Annotated in this window: 16 protein-coding genes; 4 read left to right on the forward strand and 12 right to left on the reverse strand. The window is 69.2% G+C overall.

What is annotated here, in order from left to right; all coding sequences use genetic code 11:
• Positions 1 to 49: 49 nt before the first annotated feature.
• Complete coding sequence (locus OG555_RS15900; RefSeq protein WP_329483663.1) at positions 50 to 484, reverse strand: pyridoxamine 5'-phosphate oxidase; 435 nt, start codon at positions 482 to 484, stop codon at positions 50 to 52.
• A gap of 49 nt (positions 485 to 533) precedes the next feature.
• On the opposite strand from OG555_RS15900, the gene OG555_RS15905 reads away from it, so the two are divergent.
• Positions 534 to 1,190, forward strand: coding sequence for a winged helix-turn-helix transcriptional regulator (locus OG555_RS15905; protein ID WP_329483664.1), 657 nt, complete (start codon positions 534 to 536; stop codon positions 1,188 to 1,190).
• Between the two features lie 45 nt (positions 1,191 to 1,235).
• On the opposite strand, the gene OG555_RS15910 is transcribed toward OG555_RS15905, so the two are convergent.
• The 10 genes from OG555_RS15910 to OG555_RS15955 form a co-directional block, all read right to left on the reverse strand.
• Complete coding sequence (locus tag OG555_RS15910; RefSeq protein WP_329483665.1) at positions 1,236 to 2,882, reverse strand: solute symporter family protein; 1,647 nt, start codon at positions 2,880 to 2,882, stop codon at positions 1,236 to 1,238.
• The gene (locus tag OG555_RS15915) at positions 2,879 to 3,220 is read right to left on the reverse strand and encodes a DUF485 domain-containing protein (RefSeq protein WP_329483666.1); all 342 of its coding nucleotides are present in this window, start codon (positions 3,218 to 3,220) and stop codon (positions 2,879 to 2,881) included. The genes OG555_RS15910 and OG555_RS15915 overlap by 4 nt, the downstream gene beginning before the upstream one ends.
• Positions 3,221 to 3,309: 89 nt before the next feature.
• Entirely contained in the window at positions 3,310 to 4,125 is an 816-nt protein-coding gene (locus OG555_RS15920; protein WP_329483667.1) for a class I SAM-dependent methyltransferase, read from the reverse strand.
• 38 nt (positions 4,126 to 4,163) lie between these two features.
• On the reverse strand, positions 4,164 to 4,901 hold the full coding sequence (locus OG555_RS15925; protein ID WP_329483668.1) for a glycosyltransferase family protein: 738 nt from the start codon (positions 4,899 to 4,901) through the stop codon (positions 4,164 to 4,166).
• Positions 4,889 to 5,704, reverse strand: a complete 816-nt coding sequence (locus tag OG555_RS15930) for a hypothetical protein (RefSeq protein WP_329483669.1) — start codon at positions 5,702 to 5,704, stop codon at positions 4,889 to 4,891. Before OG555_RS15930 ends, OG555_RS15925 begins: the two co-directional genes overlap by 13 nt.
• Positions 5,704 to 7,116 carry a hypothetical protein gene (locus OG555_RS15935; RefSeq protein ID WP_329483670.1) on the reverse strand — a complete coding sequence of 471 codons (1,413 nt, stop codon included), beginning with the start codon at positions 7,114 to 7,116 and terminating at the stop codon, positions 5,704 to 5,706. The genes OG555_RS15930 and OG555_RS15935 overlap by 1 nt, the downstream gene beginning before the upstream one ends.
• A gap of 10 nt (positions 7,117 to 7,126) precedes the next feature.
• Positions 7,127 to 8,251 (reverse strand): aminotransferase class I/II-fold pyridoxal phosphate-dependent enzyme, encoded by a 1,125-nt coding sequence (locus OG555_RS15940; RefSeq protein WP_329483671.1) that lies wholly within the window; start codon positions 8,249 to 8,251, stop codon positions 7,127 to 7,129.
• Between the two features lie 2 nt (positions 8,252 to 8,253).
• Entirely contained in the window at positions 8,254 to 9,237 is a 984-nt protein-coding gene (gene pseB, locus OG555_RS15945; protein ID WP_329483672.1) for a UDP-N-acetylglucosamine 4,6-dehydratase (inverting), read from the reverse strand.
• Positions 9,238 to 9,335: 98 nt separating this feature from the next.
• On the reverse strand, positions 9,336 to 9,806 hold the full coding sequence (locus OG555_RS15950; protein ID WP_329483673.1) for a type II toxin-antitoxin system VapC family toxin: 471 nt from the start codon (positions 9,804 to 9,806) through the stop codon (positions 9,336 to 9,338).
• On the reverse strand, positions 9,796 to 10,023 hold the full coding sequence (locus tag OG555_RS15955) for an AbrB/MazE/SpoVT family DNA-binding domain-containing protein (protein ID WP_329483674.1): 228 nt from the start codon (positions 10,021 to 10,023) through the stop codon (positions 9,796 to 9,798). The genes OG555_RS15950 and OG555_RS15955 overlap by 11 nt, the downstream gene beginning before the upstream one ends.
• Positions 10,024 to 10,134: 111 nt before the next feature.
• Here OG555_RS15955 and OG555_RS15960 point away from each other — a divergent pair, with 111 nt between their 5' ends.
• On the forward strand, positions 10,135 to 11,157 hold the full coding sequence (locus tag OG555_RS15960; RefSeq protein WP_329483675.1) for a PseG/SpsG family protein: 1,023 nt from the start codon (positions 10,135 to 10,137) through the stop codon (positions 11,155 to 11,157).
• Here OG555_RS15960 and OG555_RS15965 read toward each other — a convergent pair.
• Entirely contained in the window at positions 11,150 to 13,375 is a 2,226-nt protein-coding gene (locus OG555_RS15965; RefSeq protein ID WP_329483676.1) for a hypothetical protein, read from the reverse strand. The genes OG555_RS15960 and OG555_RS15965 overlap by 8 nt on opposite strands.
• A 69-nt stretch (positions 13,376 to 13,444) precedes the next feature.
• Between OG555_RS15965 and OG555_RS15970 the strand changes: the two genes are divergently transcribed.
• On the forward strand, positions 13,445 to 14,428 hold the full coding sequence (locus OG555_RS15970) for a glycosyltransferase family 2 protein (protein WP_329483677.1): 984 nt from the start codon (positions 13,445 to 13,447) through the stop codon (positions 14,426 to 14,428).
• 12 nt (positions 14,429 to 14,440) lie between these two features.
• Positions 14,441 to 15,193 carry an N-acetyltransferase gene (locus OG555_RS15975; RefSeq protein WP_329483678.1) on the forward strand — a complete coding sequence of 251 codons (753 nt, stop codon included), beginning with the start codon at positions 14,441 to 14,443 and terminating at the stop codon, positions 15,191 to 15,193.
• The last annotated feature ends 17 nt before the right edge of the window (positions 15,194 to 15,210 follow it).

A 15,210-nucleotide genomic window follows, 5' to 3' on the forward strand; every position in this document is an offset into this window, starting at 1 on the left:
CGGTCAGCGGCCGAGCAGGCCGCTGATCTGCTTCCTGATCCAGGGGAAGTCAGGAGTAGTCGCCGGAGAACCAGCGGGTCGGGGTGAAGCTGAAGAAGACGATGGTGCTGTCCGGGTTGTCGACCTCGGCGTGCGCGAACTGCTGCGCGGCCTCCTCGGGCATGTACCGGCGCGTGATCGTCAGCATCTGCTCGATCGTCGGCCGGGTGGCTGAGTCCAGCGTCGCCTCGACCGCGACGTACTTCGCCGGCCAGGTCTCCTCCTGGACCAGGAACGTGACGACGCCCGCCGACTTGATCGCCTCGCCCCGGGCGGTGGTCCGGCCCTGGGTGTTGGTGAACATCGTCAGCGTGCCGCCCGGCTCGTACGCGTAGAACGTCGGCACGGTGGTCGGCGGCAACCCGTCGGGGCGGCCTACGCTCACGACCCCGATGTGCTGACCGGCCAGGAACTCCTCGCGCTGCTGCTTCGTCATCGTCGTCATGAAGCAAGCTTGTAAAAAACAAGCAGACTCTGTCAAGTAGACTGGAGACATGACGACGAAGACCTACGGCCAGTACTGCGGGGTCGCCCGGGCGCTCGAGCTCGTCGGGGAGCGCTGGGCGCTGTTGATCGTCCGCGACCTGCTGGTCGGCCCGAAGCGCTACACGGATCTGCGCTCCGGCCTGCCGAAGATCCCGACCAACGTCCTCGCCACCCGGCTCAAGGAGCTCGAGAGCGCCGGCCTGGTCGAGCGCCACGTGCAGCCCCGGCCGTCGGGCGCGATCGTCTACGAGCTCACGCCGTACGGGCTGGACCTGGAGCCCGTCGTACTCGCGCTCGGCCGCTGGGGAGCGCGGTCACTCGGGGAGCTCCGGCCCGGCGAGATCGCCACCGCGGACTCGCTGGTGATGGCGCTGCGGTCGACGTACCACCCACCGAAGCGCGGGACCGGGAAGCTCGCCTACGAACTGCGCTTCGGCGACATCGTCGTGCACGCGCTCAGCTCCGGCCCGACGCTGACGGCGGCGCCCGGCCCGTTCCCCGAGCCGACGCCGGCCACCGTGGTCGTCGTCGAGGCGATGGCGCCGCTGACACCGCTGCTGACCGGTGCGATCGACGGCGCGAAAGCCCGCGCCGACGGGATCGTCGGCCGGCAGGCAAGCGCCGCGGACCTGGATGTGTTCGCGACGATCTTCCAGATCAACTGAAAGGGCCGGCTCGCAGAACGCGAACCGGCCCTTTGAGTGCCAGAACTAGTGCTTGGCGACGCCTTCCGCGCCGGCGCCGGTGTGGGACCGGACGGAGAGCTCGTGGTAGCGGTCCTCGCTCGACTTGTCCCGGCCGAGGTACGTGCCCAGGATGCCGAACAGGAAGCCGAGCGGGATCGAAACGATGCCCGGGTTCGACAGCGGGAACCAGGAGAAGTCGGCGCTGGTGATCATCGACGTCGGCTTGCCGGACACCACCGGTGAGAACACCACCAGAACGACGGCCGAGATCAAGCCGCCGTAGATGCTCCAGACCGCGCCCGCAGTGTTGAACCGCTTCCAGAACAGGTTGAACAGGAGCGCCGGCAGGTTCGCCGACGCCGCGACCGCGAAGGCGAGTGCGACCAGGAACGCGATGTTCAGCTTCTGCGCCGGGATCGCCAGCGCGATCGAGACCGCGCCGATCCCGATCGCGGCGAACCGGGCTACCCGCAGCTCGCTCTGCTCGGACGGCTTCTCCTTCGCGATGACGTTGGCGTAGAGGTCGTGCGCGAACGACGAGGCCGAGGTCAAGGTCAGACCGGCGACCACCGCGAGAATGGTCGCGAACGCCACTGCCGCGATGAACGCGAGCAGGATTGAGCCGCCCAGCGAACCCGCGCCACCGCCGACGGATTCGGCCAGCAGCGGCGAGGCGACGTTACCCTTCGACTCGGCCACAGCCGACCCCTTGCTGGTGTCCAGCAGCGCGGCCGCGCCGAACCCGAGTGCCAGCGTCATCAGGTAGAACGCACCGATCAGACCGATAGCCCATTGCACCGACCGGCGCGCGGCCCGCGAGTCCGGCACGGTGTAGAAGCGGATCAGGATGTGCGGCAGGCCCGCCGTACCGAGGACCAGCGCGAGGCCGAGCGACAGGAAGTCGATCTGACCGGTCAGGTCCTTGCCGTACAGCAGTCCGGGCTGCAGGAACGCCTCGCCCTTGCCGGACTTTGCCGAGGCCGCGCCGAGCAGCTCGGAGAGGTTGAAGTGGAACTTCAGCAGCACCAGGAAGGTGATCAGGACCGCGCCGGACATCAACAGCACGGCCTTGACGATCTGCACCCAGGTGGTGCCCTTCATGCCGCCGAAGGTCACGTAGATGATCATCAGCGCGCCGACCAGGATGATCACGCCCGCCTTCAGACCCTCGCTCTTGACCCCGAGCAGCAGCCCGACCAGCGCGCCCGCGCCGACCATCTGGGCCAGCAGGTAGAAGATCGACACCACGATCGTGGAGGTGGCGGCCGCGGTCCGGACGGGCCGCTGCCGCATCCGGTACGCGAGCTGGTCGGCCATCGTGAACCGGCCCGAGTTCCGCAGCAGCTCGGCGACCAGCAGCAGCGCCACCAGCCAGGCCACCAGGAACCCGATCGAGTACAGGAAGCCGTCGTACCCGTAGAGCGCGATCGAGCCGGAGATGCCGAGGAACGACGCCGCGGACATGTAGTCACCGGAGATGGCGAGGCCGTTCTGCGCGCCGCTGAACGAGCGGCCGCCGGCGTAGTAGTCGGCGGCGGTCTTGTTCTGCCGGGACGCCCACCAGGTGATGTACAGCGTCACGGCGACGATCGCGCCGAACAGCGCGATGGTCAGCGCCCGGTTGCCCGGCTCGGCGTCGGCCAGCGGCAACAACACAGGAATTGCGCTCACCGGCGGCGCTCCCTCTTGTACTTGGCGTTGAGCCCCTGGGCGAGCGGATCGAGCTTCCGGTTCGCGAACCGGCCGTACAGCGCGGCGATCACGAAGGTGGACACGAACTGCAGCAGGCCGAAGATCAGCGCCACGTTGACGTGCCCGACCACCTTGTGGTCCATGAAGTCGCGGGCCCAGTTGCAGCAGGCGACATAGGCCAGGTACCAGGCCATGAACGTGATGGTCCACGGCACGACGAAATTCTTGTAGCGCCGTCGCAGCTCGGTGAAGTCGGCTGTCTCGTACACCGCCTCATAGGCGCGGGCATCGCGCTCGCGCACCATTTGCTCGTCCATGAGATCCCCTTTTGCTGGACACGAACAGGTGCACGTTAGCCGCAAGTCGCGTGTTTGTGACCTACCGCAACCAAAACGTTTCGCCCGTTTTAGAGATGCGGGGCGACCGGCGCGTCGAGAGTACGGCGGTAATTCGCCAGATCGCTGGGACGAGCGCGGTAACAGTCGGTGAAATACGGCATCCGCAGCGGCTCGGGAGGACGCGCGGTGGTGTCGTACAGAGCATTGACCTGGTCGAGCACGGCCTCGCGACGGGACTCGGTCAGGACCGCGATCCGGGAGTGCGACAGGGCCAGCTGCCGCAGGCCCAGCCGGTCCAGATCCTGCCAGTGCCGGAACCGGGCGGTCTCCACCAGGGCGAACAGATCCGACTGCAGCAGGATCGGCATCGGGTCGAACCGGTCGCCGGCGATGTGGTCACTGCCCTGCATCGCGTGCACCATCCGGCGGACCCAGGGGACGACGGTGTCGGCGTTGTTCCAGAGCAGGCCGAGTACGCCGTTCGGCCGCAGGACCCGCGCGATCTCGGGCAGCGCGCGGGCGTGGTCGAACCAGTGGAAGGCCTGACCGACGATCACCGCGTCCACCGAGGCGTGCGCCAGCGGGATCGACTCGGCCGCACCGACCATGGTGTCGATGCCGGGTCGCCGGCGGCAGACCTCGAGCATCTCCTGCGACGGGTCGACCGCGACCACATCGTGCCCGAGCCCGGCGGCCACCGCGGCGAGCTTGCCGGTGCCGGCGCCCAGATCCAGGACCTGCAGTCCGCGGCCCCGGCCCAGGATCCAGGTCAGCGCCTCACCCGGAAACGTCGGCCGGCCGGCGTCGTACGCCGCCGCTACCGCGCCGAACGACTTCGCGCGGGCCTCGTTCGCCGGCTCGGAACCTGGATCATCGGTGGTCATCACCGCAAATCATGCCGTAGCAGCAGCCTGCCGCGTCGTCACTCGCCGAGCTTCTTCTGTTCGATGTGCGCGTTGAGCGTGGCCAGTTGCGGATTCGCATCGAGGATCGCGACCAGTTCGGCGCAGTTCAGGGCGGTCGCGTCGAAGTCCTCGATGAGGGCGTCGAGCAACTTCCAGTCGTCCGGGGTGTCCAGGGTCAGCCGGTACTGCGCTCCGCCGCCGGACCAGGGCAGGTTCAGCAGCCGCATCTCGCCGGACCGGTTCTGATGCAGGTACGGCGTCACGTGCTCACGGTCGGGTCGCAGGGTCGCCTTGGCCTCGGCGTCGTACAGCCGGGCCGCGGAGAAGATCTCGAAGTCCATGCCCCGGGGGTAGGTCCGCTCGAGGCAGTTCGAGACGTAGAGATCGAGATCGTTCTCGGTCCGCCAGCGATCGACGCCGGCGGCAACGACCTCCGGATCGATCAGCGGGCAGTCCGACGTCACCCGGACGATCCCGTCCAGACCGTGCTCGCGGGCCGCTCCGGCGAAGCGGCTCAGGACGTCGTCCTCGCTGCCGCGGAAGACCGGGACGCCGGCGTGCGCGGCCACCTCCAGCACGACGTCGTCGTTGAAGTTCGTGGTGGTCGCCACGATCACCGGAAGGCCGGTGCCACGCAGCCGGTCGAGGTGATGCTCGAGATAGGTCCGGCCGCGGACGCTCAGCAGGACCTTGGCCGGCAGCCGCGAGCTGGTCACCCGGACCTGCGTGACGATGCCAATGGTCAGGGGTTCCATCGGAACAACTCCCGGATCTCGGCCGGGCCGGCGAGATGGCCGGCGCCCAGCTCGGTGTCGGTGAACTCACGGGCGATCGCGGGCGGCACGAACGGCTGGTCCAGCTCCGGCCAGAGCCGCTTGATCCTGGCCTGCCCGCCGAACGAGGGATGTTCGTGTTCCAGCACCATCGGGTCGCCGTAGACCCCCGGTTGCAGGCCGATCGACGCGCCGTACAGGACGGCGGAACTGAGCCGGTTGGACGCGACCCGCGTGTGTCTGCGGAGTTCGCGCAACTGTTTGACCAGGAACTTGGCGTCGGTCCGGCGCCAGTGCAGGCCTCGGTAGCCATGGGTGATCACGCGGAAGCCCGCCTCCTGGTAGAGATTGCGGATCTCCTGCTTCCCGTACTCGTTCCAGTACAGGCAGACGGTCACCGGGCCGGTCTCATGCTCGTTGATCGAGGCAACGAGCCGGCCGTGGTCGCCCAGCACGTGCTGGCCTTCCCAGCCGTGGAACGGGTAGAAGATGGTGCCCGCGGCACCTTTTGCCGGCGTGGCCAGCTCGGGATGCACCTCGAGCAGGTAGAGCCAGACCGAGCCGATCACCGAGTAGTTGCGCAGGCCCATCGAGTGGCCGCGCCGGCGGACGCTGTCGGACCAGACGAACTTCGGCGTCCCGGGTGCGAAGGTGGTGCCGTGGGCGAAGCCGTCCAGGATGTTCCAGCCGTGCTGCAGGTAACCCCAGATCCGCGGCGGCTTCGCGAGTCCGGCGTACGACGCCATGATGTTGGCGTGCCCGTAGAAGTGGTTCGCGTGGTGCATCAGCGGCGCACCTTCCGCAGCAGGCGCTTCACGCGGCGGCGGATCACCCGGGCCGGGTTGAGCACCGCGTGGCCGACCCGGTAGGGCAGCGACCGGCGGATCCCGCTGACCGTGCCTTCGAACAGGATCGCCCGGGCGCTCGCGTGCGCCAGCTCGTCCGCGAGCCGCGCCACGGTCGCGAGCTGCTCGGCACTCCCCATCGGCCGGATCACCTCGGCCGAGGCCGAAACCTCTTCTGTCACAGTGATCCCGGCCATCGACGCCAGCCGCGCCGTCAACGCCTGCGGATCGCCACCCGCAGGCCATGGTTGCCGTGAGCCACTTTCCAGCACCCGCCGCGCGAACCGGGTGAGATGCGTGACCACATCCCCGTCCTGCGCCTCCCCGAACAGCCGGTACGACGTCCCGTCCAGGATCACGTTGTCCGGCGACCCCGCACCGCCCGTGCCGAGCCAGGCCGCGTAGTCGGGGATGATCCGGCGCAAAGTCGCCTGGTCATCGACCCGCAAGGCAGCCAGAAGGTGCTCCTCCAAGAGGACACCGGAACCGGTGGGGACGGCGCCCTCCGGAAGCACGCTGGGGCTGGTGGAGGCGGCGTCTCCCGGCCGCTCGGCCCCGCCGACGAAGTACCACGCGGGTGCGAGGTCGCTGCCCAGGCCCGCCGCAGTTGCGTCCAGCACCAGGCGGTAGGGGTCCATCAGCGTCGGGCCCGCGTTGCGTGCGGCAACCGACCTGGCGGCGGCGACAGCCGCCAGACCACGCACCGAGGTCGCAGCGAGTTGGGCTTCGACCAGGGACGGGAAGACTGCGTAGGTCTGAGCGATCTCGACACCTGCGCCGCGCAGCGCGGCCTGCAGCGGTTTGATGCCGGCGGGAGCGGTGTCGGCTACGTCGCGGGCCCAGTCCTCGTCGCGGGGGAGGGCCGCGGTGATCGCGGGCTGGATCAAACGTTCGACGCCGAAGGAGTTCTGGGCGCCGAGGAGTAACCGGCCGGTCGGAGCGAGCCGGGACCGGAGACGGGCGAGGGCCTCGGTCCAGGTCAGCTTCGGGGTGTCCGGGCCGCCCAGCCGCTCGAGGCCGTCGAGCGCGACGATCACGTCGTACGTCTCGTCGGCGCCGAAGCGGTCGAGGGCGCCGCAGAAGACCTGGCCCTTGGTGTCGTCGAGGAGTTCGGCGATCTCCTCCGCGTCCGGGGCCGAGCGCAGCAGCAGGTCGACCGACGTGACCCGGGCGGCGACAGCGGTGATCACGTCGACGGCGTGCGGGCCGGCGATCAGCACGGAGTCCCGGGGCTGGAGGGCGGCGGCCAGGAGTGCTGTGGCTGCGGGTCCGGCGGCCGGGGGGCGGGCGTCGACCGGGTGCAGATCCGACCAGTTGAGCATCTCTCCGCCGATCAAGTTCGATCGGGTCACATCAGTCACGTTAACGAACCAGCTTCGTCAGAGTGTCGATCACCCGGTCGACATCGGCGTCGGTCAGGTCGGGGAAGAGGGGCAGCGACAACTCCTCAGCGTAGAAAGCCTCGGCGTTCGGGCACAGGCCGCGCCGGTACCCCTGCCGCGCGAACACCGGGTGCCAGTAAACCGGAATGTAGTTCACCTGGACGCCGATGCCCGCCGCCCGCATGCCTTCGAACACCTCGCGGCGGCGGCCGCCGAGGACGCGGACCGGATAGAGGTGCCAGGCCGGATCCACGCCGGCCCGCTGCACCGGCGTACGCAGGCCATCCACGCCGTGGAACGCCGCGTTGTAGCGGGCGGTGATTTCGGACCGGCGGCGCTTGAACTCCGCGAGCCGGGTGAGTTGCGACAACCCGAGGGCGGCCCCGAGGTCGGTCAGCCGGTAGTTCACGCCGTACTCGTGCACCTCTTGATGCCACGGGCCTTCGTCGGTGATCTCGAAGCGGTCCGGGTCGCGGACGAGGCCGATGAAGTGGAACTCGTGCGCCCGTTGGCCGATCGACGGGTCCTTGCAGACCACCGCGCCGCCTTCGCCGGTGGTGAGGTTCTTGGTCGGGAAGAACGACATCGTGGTCACGTCGGCCAGATCCCCGACCGGACGGCCGTCGGCGAAACCACCGATCGAGTGCGCCGCGTCGGCGAGGGTGCGCGCGCCGACCCGGTCCGCCAGCGGCTGCAGTACGGCGTACTCCGCGGCCTGGCCGGCGTAGTCGACGGCCGCGATCACCTTCGTGCGCTCGGTCAGCGCCGCGTCGACGGCCGAGGGATCGATCAACGCGGTGTCCTCGTCGACGTCCGCGAAGACCACCTTCGCCCCGAGCATCGCCGCGCAGGATGCCGTTGCGACAAAGGTCATCGGGGTGGTGACGACCTCGTCACCCGGTCCCACGCCGAGAGCGGCGTACGCGATGTGCAGGGCCGCGGTCCCCGACGTACAACTGACCGTGCGGTGTCCGCCGGCCAGCTCCGACACGGCGTCCTCGAAGGCCGTGACAGCCGGCCCGGTCGTGAGCCAATCGCCGCGGAGTACGGCGGTGACCGCCTCGATGTCCGCCTCAGAAATGGACTGACGTCCGTACGGCAACATTGCTAGACGTCGCTCTCCAGGATCTTGCGGATCTCGTCGATCGAGTACCACAGGTCGTTGGTGTCCGACGCATAGTGGAACCCGTCCGCCACCGGGATGCCGTCGGCCGGGGGGAGATAGCCCCAGCTGGCCAGGTCGGGCTGCAGCACGAACCGCTGGCCGAGCGCGAGCGCGCGCCGGCCTTCCTCCGGGCTGATCATCTCCTCGTGCAGCTTCTCGCCCGGGCGCAGGCCCATGTCGTGCATCTTCGCGCCGGGCGCGATCGCCTCGGCCAGGTCGGTCACCTTCATCGACGGGATCCGCGGCACGTACAGCTCGCCGCCGGTCATCAGGTCGAACGAGTCGACCACGAACTCGACCGCCTGCGGCAGCGTGATCAGGAACCGGGTGCAGCGCAGGTCGGTGATCGGCAGCGACTGGCCGGCCGCGTGCAGGGCCCGGAACTTCGGGATGATCGAGCCGCGGCTGCCCATCACGTTGCCGTACCGGACCACACTGAAGCGGGTGTCGTACGCCGCCGCGTAGTGGTTGCCGTTGATGAACAGCTTGTCCGCGGTCAGCTTGGTCGCGCCGTACAGGTTGATCGGGCTGGACGCCTTGTCGGTGGACAGCGCCACCACGCGCTTCACGCCGGAGTCGATCGCGGCCTCGATGACGTTCTGCGAACCGACCACGTTGGTCTGGACGAACTCCCACGGGTTGTACTCGCCGCTGTCGACCTGCTTCAGCGCGGCCGCATGGATGACGTAGTCGACCCGGTGCATGGCGCGCAGCAGCCGGGACCGATCCCGGACGTCACCGAGGAAGAGCCGCAGCCGGGGGTCGTCGCCGAACCGCTGGCGGACCTCCCACTGCTTGAGCTCGTCGCGGCTGAAGACGATGATCCGGCGCGGGTTCAGCTGGTCCAGCGCGTGCCGGACGAACTCCCGGCCGAAGGAACCGGTGCCTCCGGTGACGAGGATGTCGGAGCCGGTGAGGATGGACACTCGAGCGGGACCCTTCTGACGGACAGTTCTTAGCACCGTACGCGCGGTGCAGATTCGAACAATAGCCGCCCGTCCCGCCGCCCTCTCAATCCCGCATCTCAGCCGGGCGTGATCAAACGAACGCTGGGGAAGTACGTCCGGAACGGACGGTGGTCGCGGGTGATCACTTGATAGCGCTGCACCGCGGCATGTGCGCCGATGTAGAAATCCGGCAGCGGCGAGGTCTTCGCGCCGCCGCGGCGCCGGTAGGCCACGAAGGCGTGCGCGGCCAGGAATCCGGCCGGGAACGGCAGCGGTTCGCGCCGGAAGTCGCCGGCCGGGAGCGCGGCGTCGACGTCCTCGATCCGGTCGAATCCGGCCGACACCTCGGCGTAGACGATCGGGTTGATCACCAGCTCGCCCTGGTCCCGGGCCTCCGCCACCGCGGTCGCGGACCACTCGCCCCATTCGCGGTCGTCGGTCAGGATGTCGAGCAGCACACAGGTGTCGACGAGGGTCACGGGCTGCTCGCCCGCCGCGGGGTCGGCGCGCCGCGCGCCGAGCAGGCCGGAGGTCCGGTCAGTCGCCACGCAGCAGCTCCATCAGCTCCTCGGTGCTCATCGCGCTCGTCGCCCGCCCACGCATCTCGCGCACCAGCCGCTGCCCGCGGCTCTCCGCCTCCGCGACCCGCACGATCCGCAGTCCGTCCGCCGCCTCGATCACGGTCACCTCGTCCCCCTCGTGCAGATGGTGCTTCCGCCGGAGCTCGGCCGGAATCGTCACCTGGCCCTTGCTGTTGAGTCGCATCCTAGCCTCCTACGTAGTACGCCTCCTACGTATTACCAGTCTATCCACAAGTGCGGATTCTCACCCGGGGTCCGCGGCCGAAAGCCGATATGTAGCCGATACGGTCGGGGCGTGAAGCGCGTCGGGATGCGGTGTGATGTCGGTCCGGGGGCCGGGATCGGGCACGTGATGCGGTGCCTGGCGCTGGCGGAGGAGGTACGGCGACGCGGCGTCGAGATCGTGTTCGTCTGCGACGCGCACACGGTGCCGTGGGCCGCGGAGCAGATCGCGGCCCGCGGGATCGGCGTGGAGCGGGCGGTGTCGACACCGGACGAGCATGGTGCGCTGGTCGGCCGGCTCGGCCTGGACGCGGTGGTCTTCGACGGCTACGACCTGGACCCCTCGGTCTACCGTGCCGTCCGTGCGACCGGTGTCCCCACCCTGGCCGTCGTCGACGGCGACTTCCGCGGCGCCGAGGCGGACCTGCTGGTCGACCAGAACCTCTCCGCCGAGCTCGACCACCCCGAGCTGCCACCCGGCACGATCCGGCTAGCCGGGCTCCAGTACGTGATGATCCGCGACGACATCCTCGCTCTCCGCCCGTCCGCACCACCCGCGCCGCGGCAGGTCGCCGTACCCAAGGTGTTCGCGTTCTTCGGTGGGACGGACGCGTTCGGCGCCGGTGCGCCCGTGGTCCACGCGCTCGTGGCGACCGGCGTGCCGTTCGAGGCCACCGTGGTCGCGCCGACCGCCGACCTCTCGGCGCGGATCGCCGCGATCCAGCTCCAACCGGGGCAACACGTTGACGTGATCGCACCAACGGATCAGCTGGCGGCGGCGGTTCGCGAGGCCGATCTGACCATCAGCGCCTCGGGTACGTCGACCTGGGAGCTGCTGTGTCTCGGTGCGACGGCCGGACTCGTGTGTGTTGTGGACAACCAGGTGATGGGGTACGAGCGCGCGATAGCCACCGGTACGGCGGCCGGCGTCGGCGTGCTGTCCGACCTGAAGGATGACCCGTCGTCGGCGGCCGCTGTGCTCAAACGGCTGCTGACCGATCCGCTGGAGCGCGCTCGTCTCGCTTCGGCGGGCTGGAAGCTCGTGGACGGCCTCGGGCGCACGCGCGTGGCCGACGCGCTGCTGGCGCTTATCTGAGCTCGTAGATCGTGGCGTCCAGCGTGGCGTGGCGGAGCCGGACGTAGTTGCGGAGCACTGGTGACACGTCGCCCGCTCGATGGTCGGCGTACAGCCAGCGCACGCCGGCTTTGCGCAGCCGTTCGATCGCCGCGGGCGTCGGGGCCTTGAAGGCGGCGTCGTTGGCGGCCAGCTCCTCGCGGTTCCAGTAAGGGATCAGGCTCGGGTTCCCACCGGTGGTGAGGGCGATCCGGTTGGCCTGGTTGGAGTACGACCAGCCCTCGATCAGCACCGGCCGCTCGGACAGGGCGGCGAGCCAGAAGTGCCGGCTGTCGCAGAGGCCGTTGCGTTCGATGATGCAGTGCGCGTTGGTCGCGACTAGATCGCCCGGTCTGCTGTTCCGGCGCAGCCATTGAGCCGCACCGGCCTCGGCAGCGGTCGCACCGCCGCGGAAGGGGTGGGCGAAGACCAGATTGGACGCCTTGCCTGATACGAACGCCTGCAGTGGGACCAGCGTCGCCCCGATCATGCTCGCTGCCACTGCACCGGCCAGCAGAGCCACGAACACGTTGCCGGGCCGCCGGAACGCCTTCCACACAAGGGCAACCACCACTGCGACCGTCCCGAGCACAGCAGCCGTCCACAGCCAAGGACCCTTGATCCCACGCAGGTCCGCCGACTCCACTCGAGCGATGCCGAGTCCCGCAAGTCCGAGCAGTCCGGCCACACCCACGAGCACCACGGCCCGCCGATCGCCGAGCCGCCCGACCAGATTGGCCAGACCGACCGACGCGAGTACGGCGACAACCGGAAAGGCCGTCCGCAGGAAGTACAGCTGGCTGACCCCCGACTGTGTCGTCAGCACCGTCCCGAGCAGCCCGGCGACCGCGAAGCCCAGCAGGAACACCGCCCCGGTGTCCCGCCACTTCCGCCCGACGAACAGGAGTCCGGACGCAGCCAGTCCCCAGCTCAGCAGAGTCGTTGCCGCCGACAACAATTGGGCATGCGGGTTCGCGACCAGCGTCGGGTACGGCGCCAGCTGGACGAAGGTCTCGAACGGCTTGATCTGCGTCCCCCACGTGCTGCCGCCGAAGATCGTGATCAACGCGGCCAGGAACACCACGAACGACAGCAGTCCGCCGAGCAGCGCCGTACGCGTGCTCTTCCGGGCCATCCCCAACTGCAGGAACGCGAAAGCGAACCCGAGCCCCAGCAGCGGAAGTATCGTCGACTTCGCCCCGGCCGCGGCCAGGGCGAGCAGGATGAGCAACACCCACCGGCTCCGCGGCGCCCCCGAACGCAGCAGATCGACCGCGACGATGCACAGCGCCAGTGCGATCAGGACGCCGAGGTTCTGCGTCGGACTCAGGTACGCCGCGACCGCGGTGGAGATCCCGCCGAGTCCCTGATCAGCCAGTGGTTGCACAGCCCCACCCAGCCCGGCGATCAGGACGGCCAGCGGCCCGGCCCAGGTCGCGCCCGTCTCTGCGGTCGGGGTGAACCGGGTGGTCAGTGCGAAGACCAGTCCGCATCCGGCGAGGAACAACGGCAGCCAGCTGAGCGAGTGGATCAGATCGGTCAGGTCGAGACGCGTCCCCCACGCCGTCGCGGCGGTCGCCTGGTGGAAGAACGTGTGGTACTTCATCGGCTCGCCACCGAGCCACAGCGTCGAGATCGGTACGTCGTACTTCGCACTGGCAGCCAGAGCCTGCTGGAAGGCGAGATCCGGGTACGCCCGCAGCGGATCGGTGTACGCCGGCAGGAACTGACCCGGTCCGCGCCGGTAGACGATCAGTACGACGACCGCCGTCGACGCGGCGAGCAGCCACGCCTGCAGTGGTCGCAGGGGCTGGTCAACCCGCCGCCAGACCCGTGCTCGGACGTCGCTGTCCGCGAAGGTGAGCAGCAGTACGACGGGCGCCCAGACCCAGGACCAGGCCTGCAGCCCGATCGACGCGCTGGCCAGATACACGATCACCTGCGCGGCGGTGCCGACCGCGAACCCGGCGGCGAGGTCCTCGACCAGATTGCGTCCGTAGCTGCCGATCAGCCGCCACAGCGCGAACCCGGGCAGCGCGACAGCAAGCCCGGTGAACAGGGCGAACCGGCCGAGTTCGTAGAAGGTCGAGTGCAGGGCGAGCAGGACGATCGCGAGAATCAGCACCGTCAGCCCGGCCACCAGACCGGAAAGGGAGGGCCCCGCTGTCCGCGGCCCCCGCCGCCTCGCCCTCGCGCGCATGTCGTAACAGTAATGTGAAATCTGTCGCGTCACGAATGCGGAGTGTCACCGCTAGTAATGTCCCGGAGTATGCGAACCGATCAGCCGGCGCTCTCCGTCGTCGTACCGATGTACGACGAGGAGCAAGTGCTGCCGATGTTCTTCGCGCGGATGCGGCCGCTGCTGGACGGACTCGGGATCACCTACGAGCTGATCGTGGTCGACGACGGCAGCCGCGACCGGACCGCGACGCTGCTGCTCGAGGCCGCGAAGGACTGGGCTCAGCTGCGCGTGGTCCGGCTGCTCCGGAACAGCGGTCATCAGGCCGCCCAGTCGGCCGGCTTCCGCCGGGCCCGGGGCGAGTACGTGGTGACGATCGATGCCGACCTGCAGGATCCGCCGGAGGTCATCGCCGAGTTCCTCACCGCCGTCCGCGACCAGGACGTCGATGTCGTGTACGGCGTTCGGTCGGACCGGTCGAGTGACACCTGGCTGAAGCGGACGACCGCGCGGATGTACTACCGGCTGATGTGCCGGCTGGTCGGCAAGGAGATCCCGTTCGACGCCGGCGACTTCCGGCTGGTGTCGCGCCGGGTGGTCGACGCCGTGAACTCGCTACCTGAGGACGGCCGGGTGTTCCGGCTGGTGATCCCGTGGCTCGGCTTCCCGAGCGCGGAAGTGAAGTATGTGCGTGCGGAGCGAGCGGCCGGGACGACGAAGTACAGCTTCTCGAAGATGCTCCGGCTGGCCTTCGACAGCGTGACCGCGTTCTCGGCCGCGCCGCTGCGGCTGGCGACCTGGCTCGGGCTGCTCGGTGGGATGCTGTCGGGCGTGTTCGTGATCGGTGCGCTGGTCATCAAGTTGACCGGCCGCAGCATCCCGGGCTGGACGTCGACCGTGCTGGCGGTCAGCGTGATCGGCGCGATCCAGTTGCTCTGCCTCGGCCTGCTCGGCGAATACGTGGCCCGCCTGTTCCAGTCGAGCCAGCGACGCCCCCAGTTCCTCGTCGGCTACGACAGCCTCGAGGACCACGGACACCACACCTTCGCCGAAACGATCGACGAAACCGACTAAGCTCCGTCCTCTATGAGTTGGTACGACGCGCTCGAGGCCGGTGAGTTGACCGTGCGGCCGTCCGTGGACGCGGCGAAGCGGTTCGGCGTCTCGATCGACCGGGTGTCCGTGTCCGCCTCCGCCGGTACGCCGCTCGCCGAGGTGCTGTCCGCCGTCGAGAGATCGACTGCCGACGTGATCGTGCTGCGCTACCCCGCCCGCGAGACCACCTGGTTCGCGGCGCTGGCGAGTGGGCCGCGACGGGCGCTGCTGGCCGACACCGTCGTCTACTGGTCCCTGCCGACCGGCAAGGGTCGTCGGCCGGCGCCACTGGCCGGGTTCAGCGCGCAGGTCGAACCCGCGGCCGACGACGTCTTGGTGGACGACGTGGTCGCGGACGTCTTCGGCGACTCGGGGAACCATTACTGCGCCAACCCGCAGTTCGACCGGACGCTCGCCCTGGCCGGCCGGCAGGACTGGGCCCGCCGGCGGATCGCCGACGCCGGCGCGGTGGTCCTGCGCGGGCCCGACCGCCGGGTGCTCGCGCTGGCCGCGATCGACCAGCAGCGCTCCTGGACCGAGATCCAGCTCGCCGGCGTCGTCCCGGCCGAGCAGGGCCGCGGCCGGTACGGTCACCTGCTCGCCGCGATCGAGGACGCCTGCACGAGCCGGCGCCTGGTCGTGTCCACGCAGGCGCACCACACCGGCATCCAGCGGGTCTGGGCCCGCTACGGATTCGAGCCGGTGCATAACCTTGTGACCCTTCACCTCGTTTACGCTCCGTAGGTGCCTTGGGGGTGCAC

Origin of the sequence: Kribbella sp. NBC_01484, from assembly GCF_036227145.1 — a bacterium.
In the GTDB taxonomy this organism is placed as follows: Bacteria; Actinomycetota; Actinomycetes; order Propionibacteriales; family Kribbellaceae; genus Kribbella.

Bases quoted from the DNA above. Each gene is read 5' to 3' on its own strand.
- OG555_RS15900 (WP_329483663.1), bottom strand. From the start codon at position 484: ATGACGACGATGACGAAGCAGCAGCGCGAGGAGTTCCTGGCCGGTCAG.
- OG555_RS15905 (WP_329483664.1), top strand. From the start codon at position 534: ATGACGACGAAGACCTACGGCCAGTACTGCGGGGTCGCCCGGGCGCTC.
- OG555_RS15915 (WP_329483666.1), bottom strand. From the start codon at position 3,220: ATGGACGAGCAAATGGTGCGCGAGCGCGATGCCCGCGCCTATGAGGCG.
- OG555_RS15920 (WP_329483667.1), bottom strand. From the start codon at position 4,125: ATGACCACCGATGATCCAGGTTCCGAGCCGGCGAACGAGGCCCGCGCG.
- OG555_RS15925 (WP_329483668.1), bottom strand. From the start codon at position 4,901: ATGGAACCCCTGACCATTGGCATCGTCACGCAGGTCCGGGTGACCAGC.
- OG555_RS15930 (WP_329483669.1), bottom strand. From the start codon at position 5,704: ATGCACCACGCGAACCACTTCTACGGGCACGCCAACATCATGGCGTCG.
- OG555_RS15940 (WP_329483671.1), bottom strand. From the start codon at position 8,251: ATGTTGCCGTACGGACGTCAGTCCATTTCTGAGGCGGACATCGAGGCG.
- OG555_RS15955 (WP_329483674.1), bottom strand. From the start codon at position 10,023: ATGCGACTCAACAGCAAGGGCCAGGTGACGATTCCGGCCGAGCTCCGG.
- OG555_RS15965 (WP_329483676.1), bottom strand. From the start codon at position 13,375: ATGCGCGCGAGGGCGAGGCGGCGGGGGCCGCGGACAGCGGGGCCCTCC.
- OG555_RS15970 (WP_329483677.1), top strand. From the start codon at position 13,445: ATGCGAACCGATCAGCCGGCGCTCTCCGTCGTCGTACCGATGTACGAC.
- OG555_RS15975 (WP_329483678.1), top strand. From the start codon at position 14,441: ATGAGTTGGTACGACGCGCTCGAGGCCGGTGAGTTGACCGTGCGGCCG.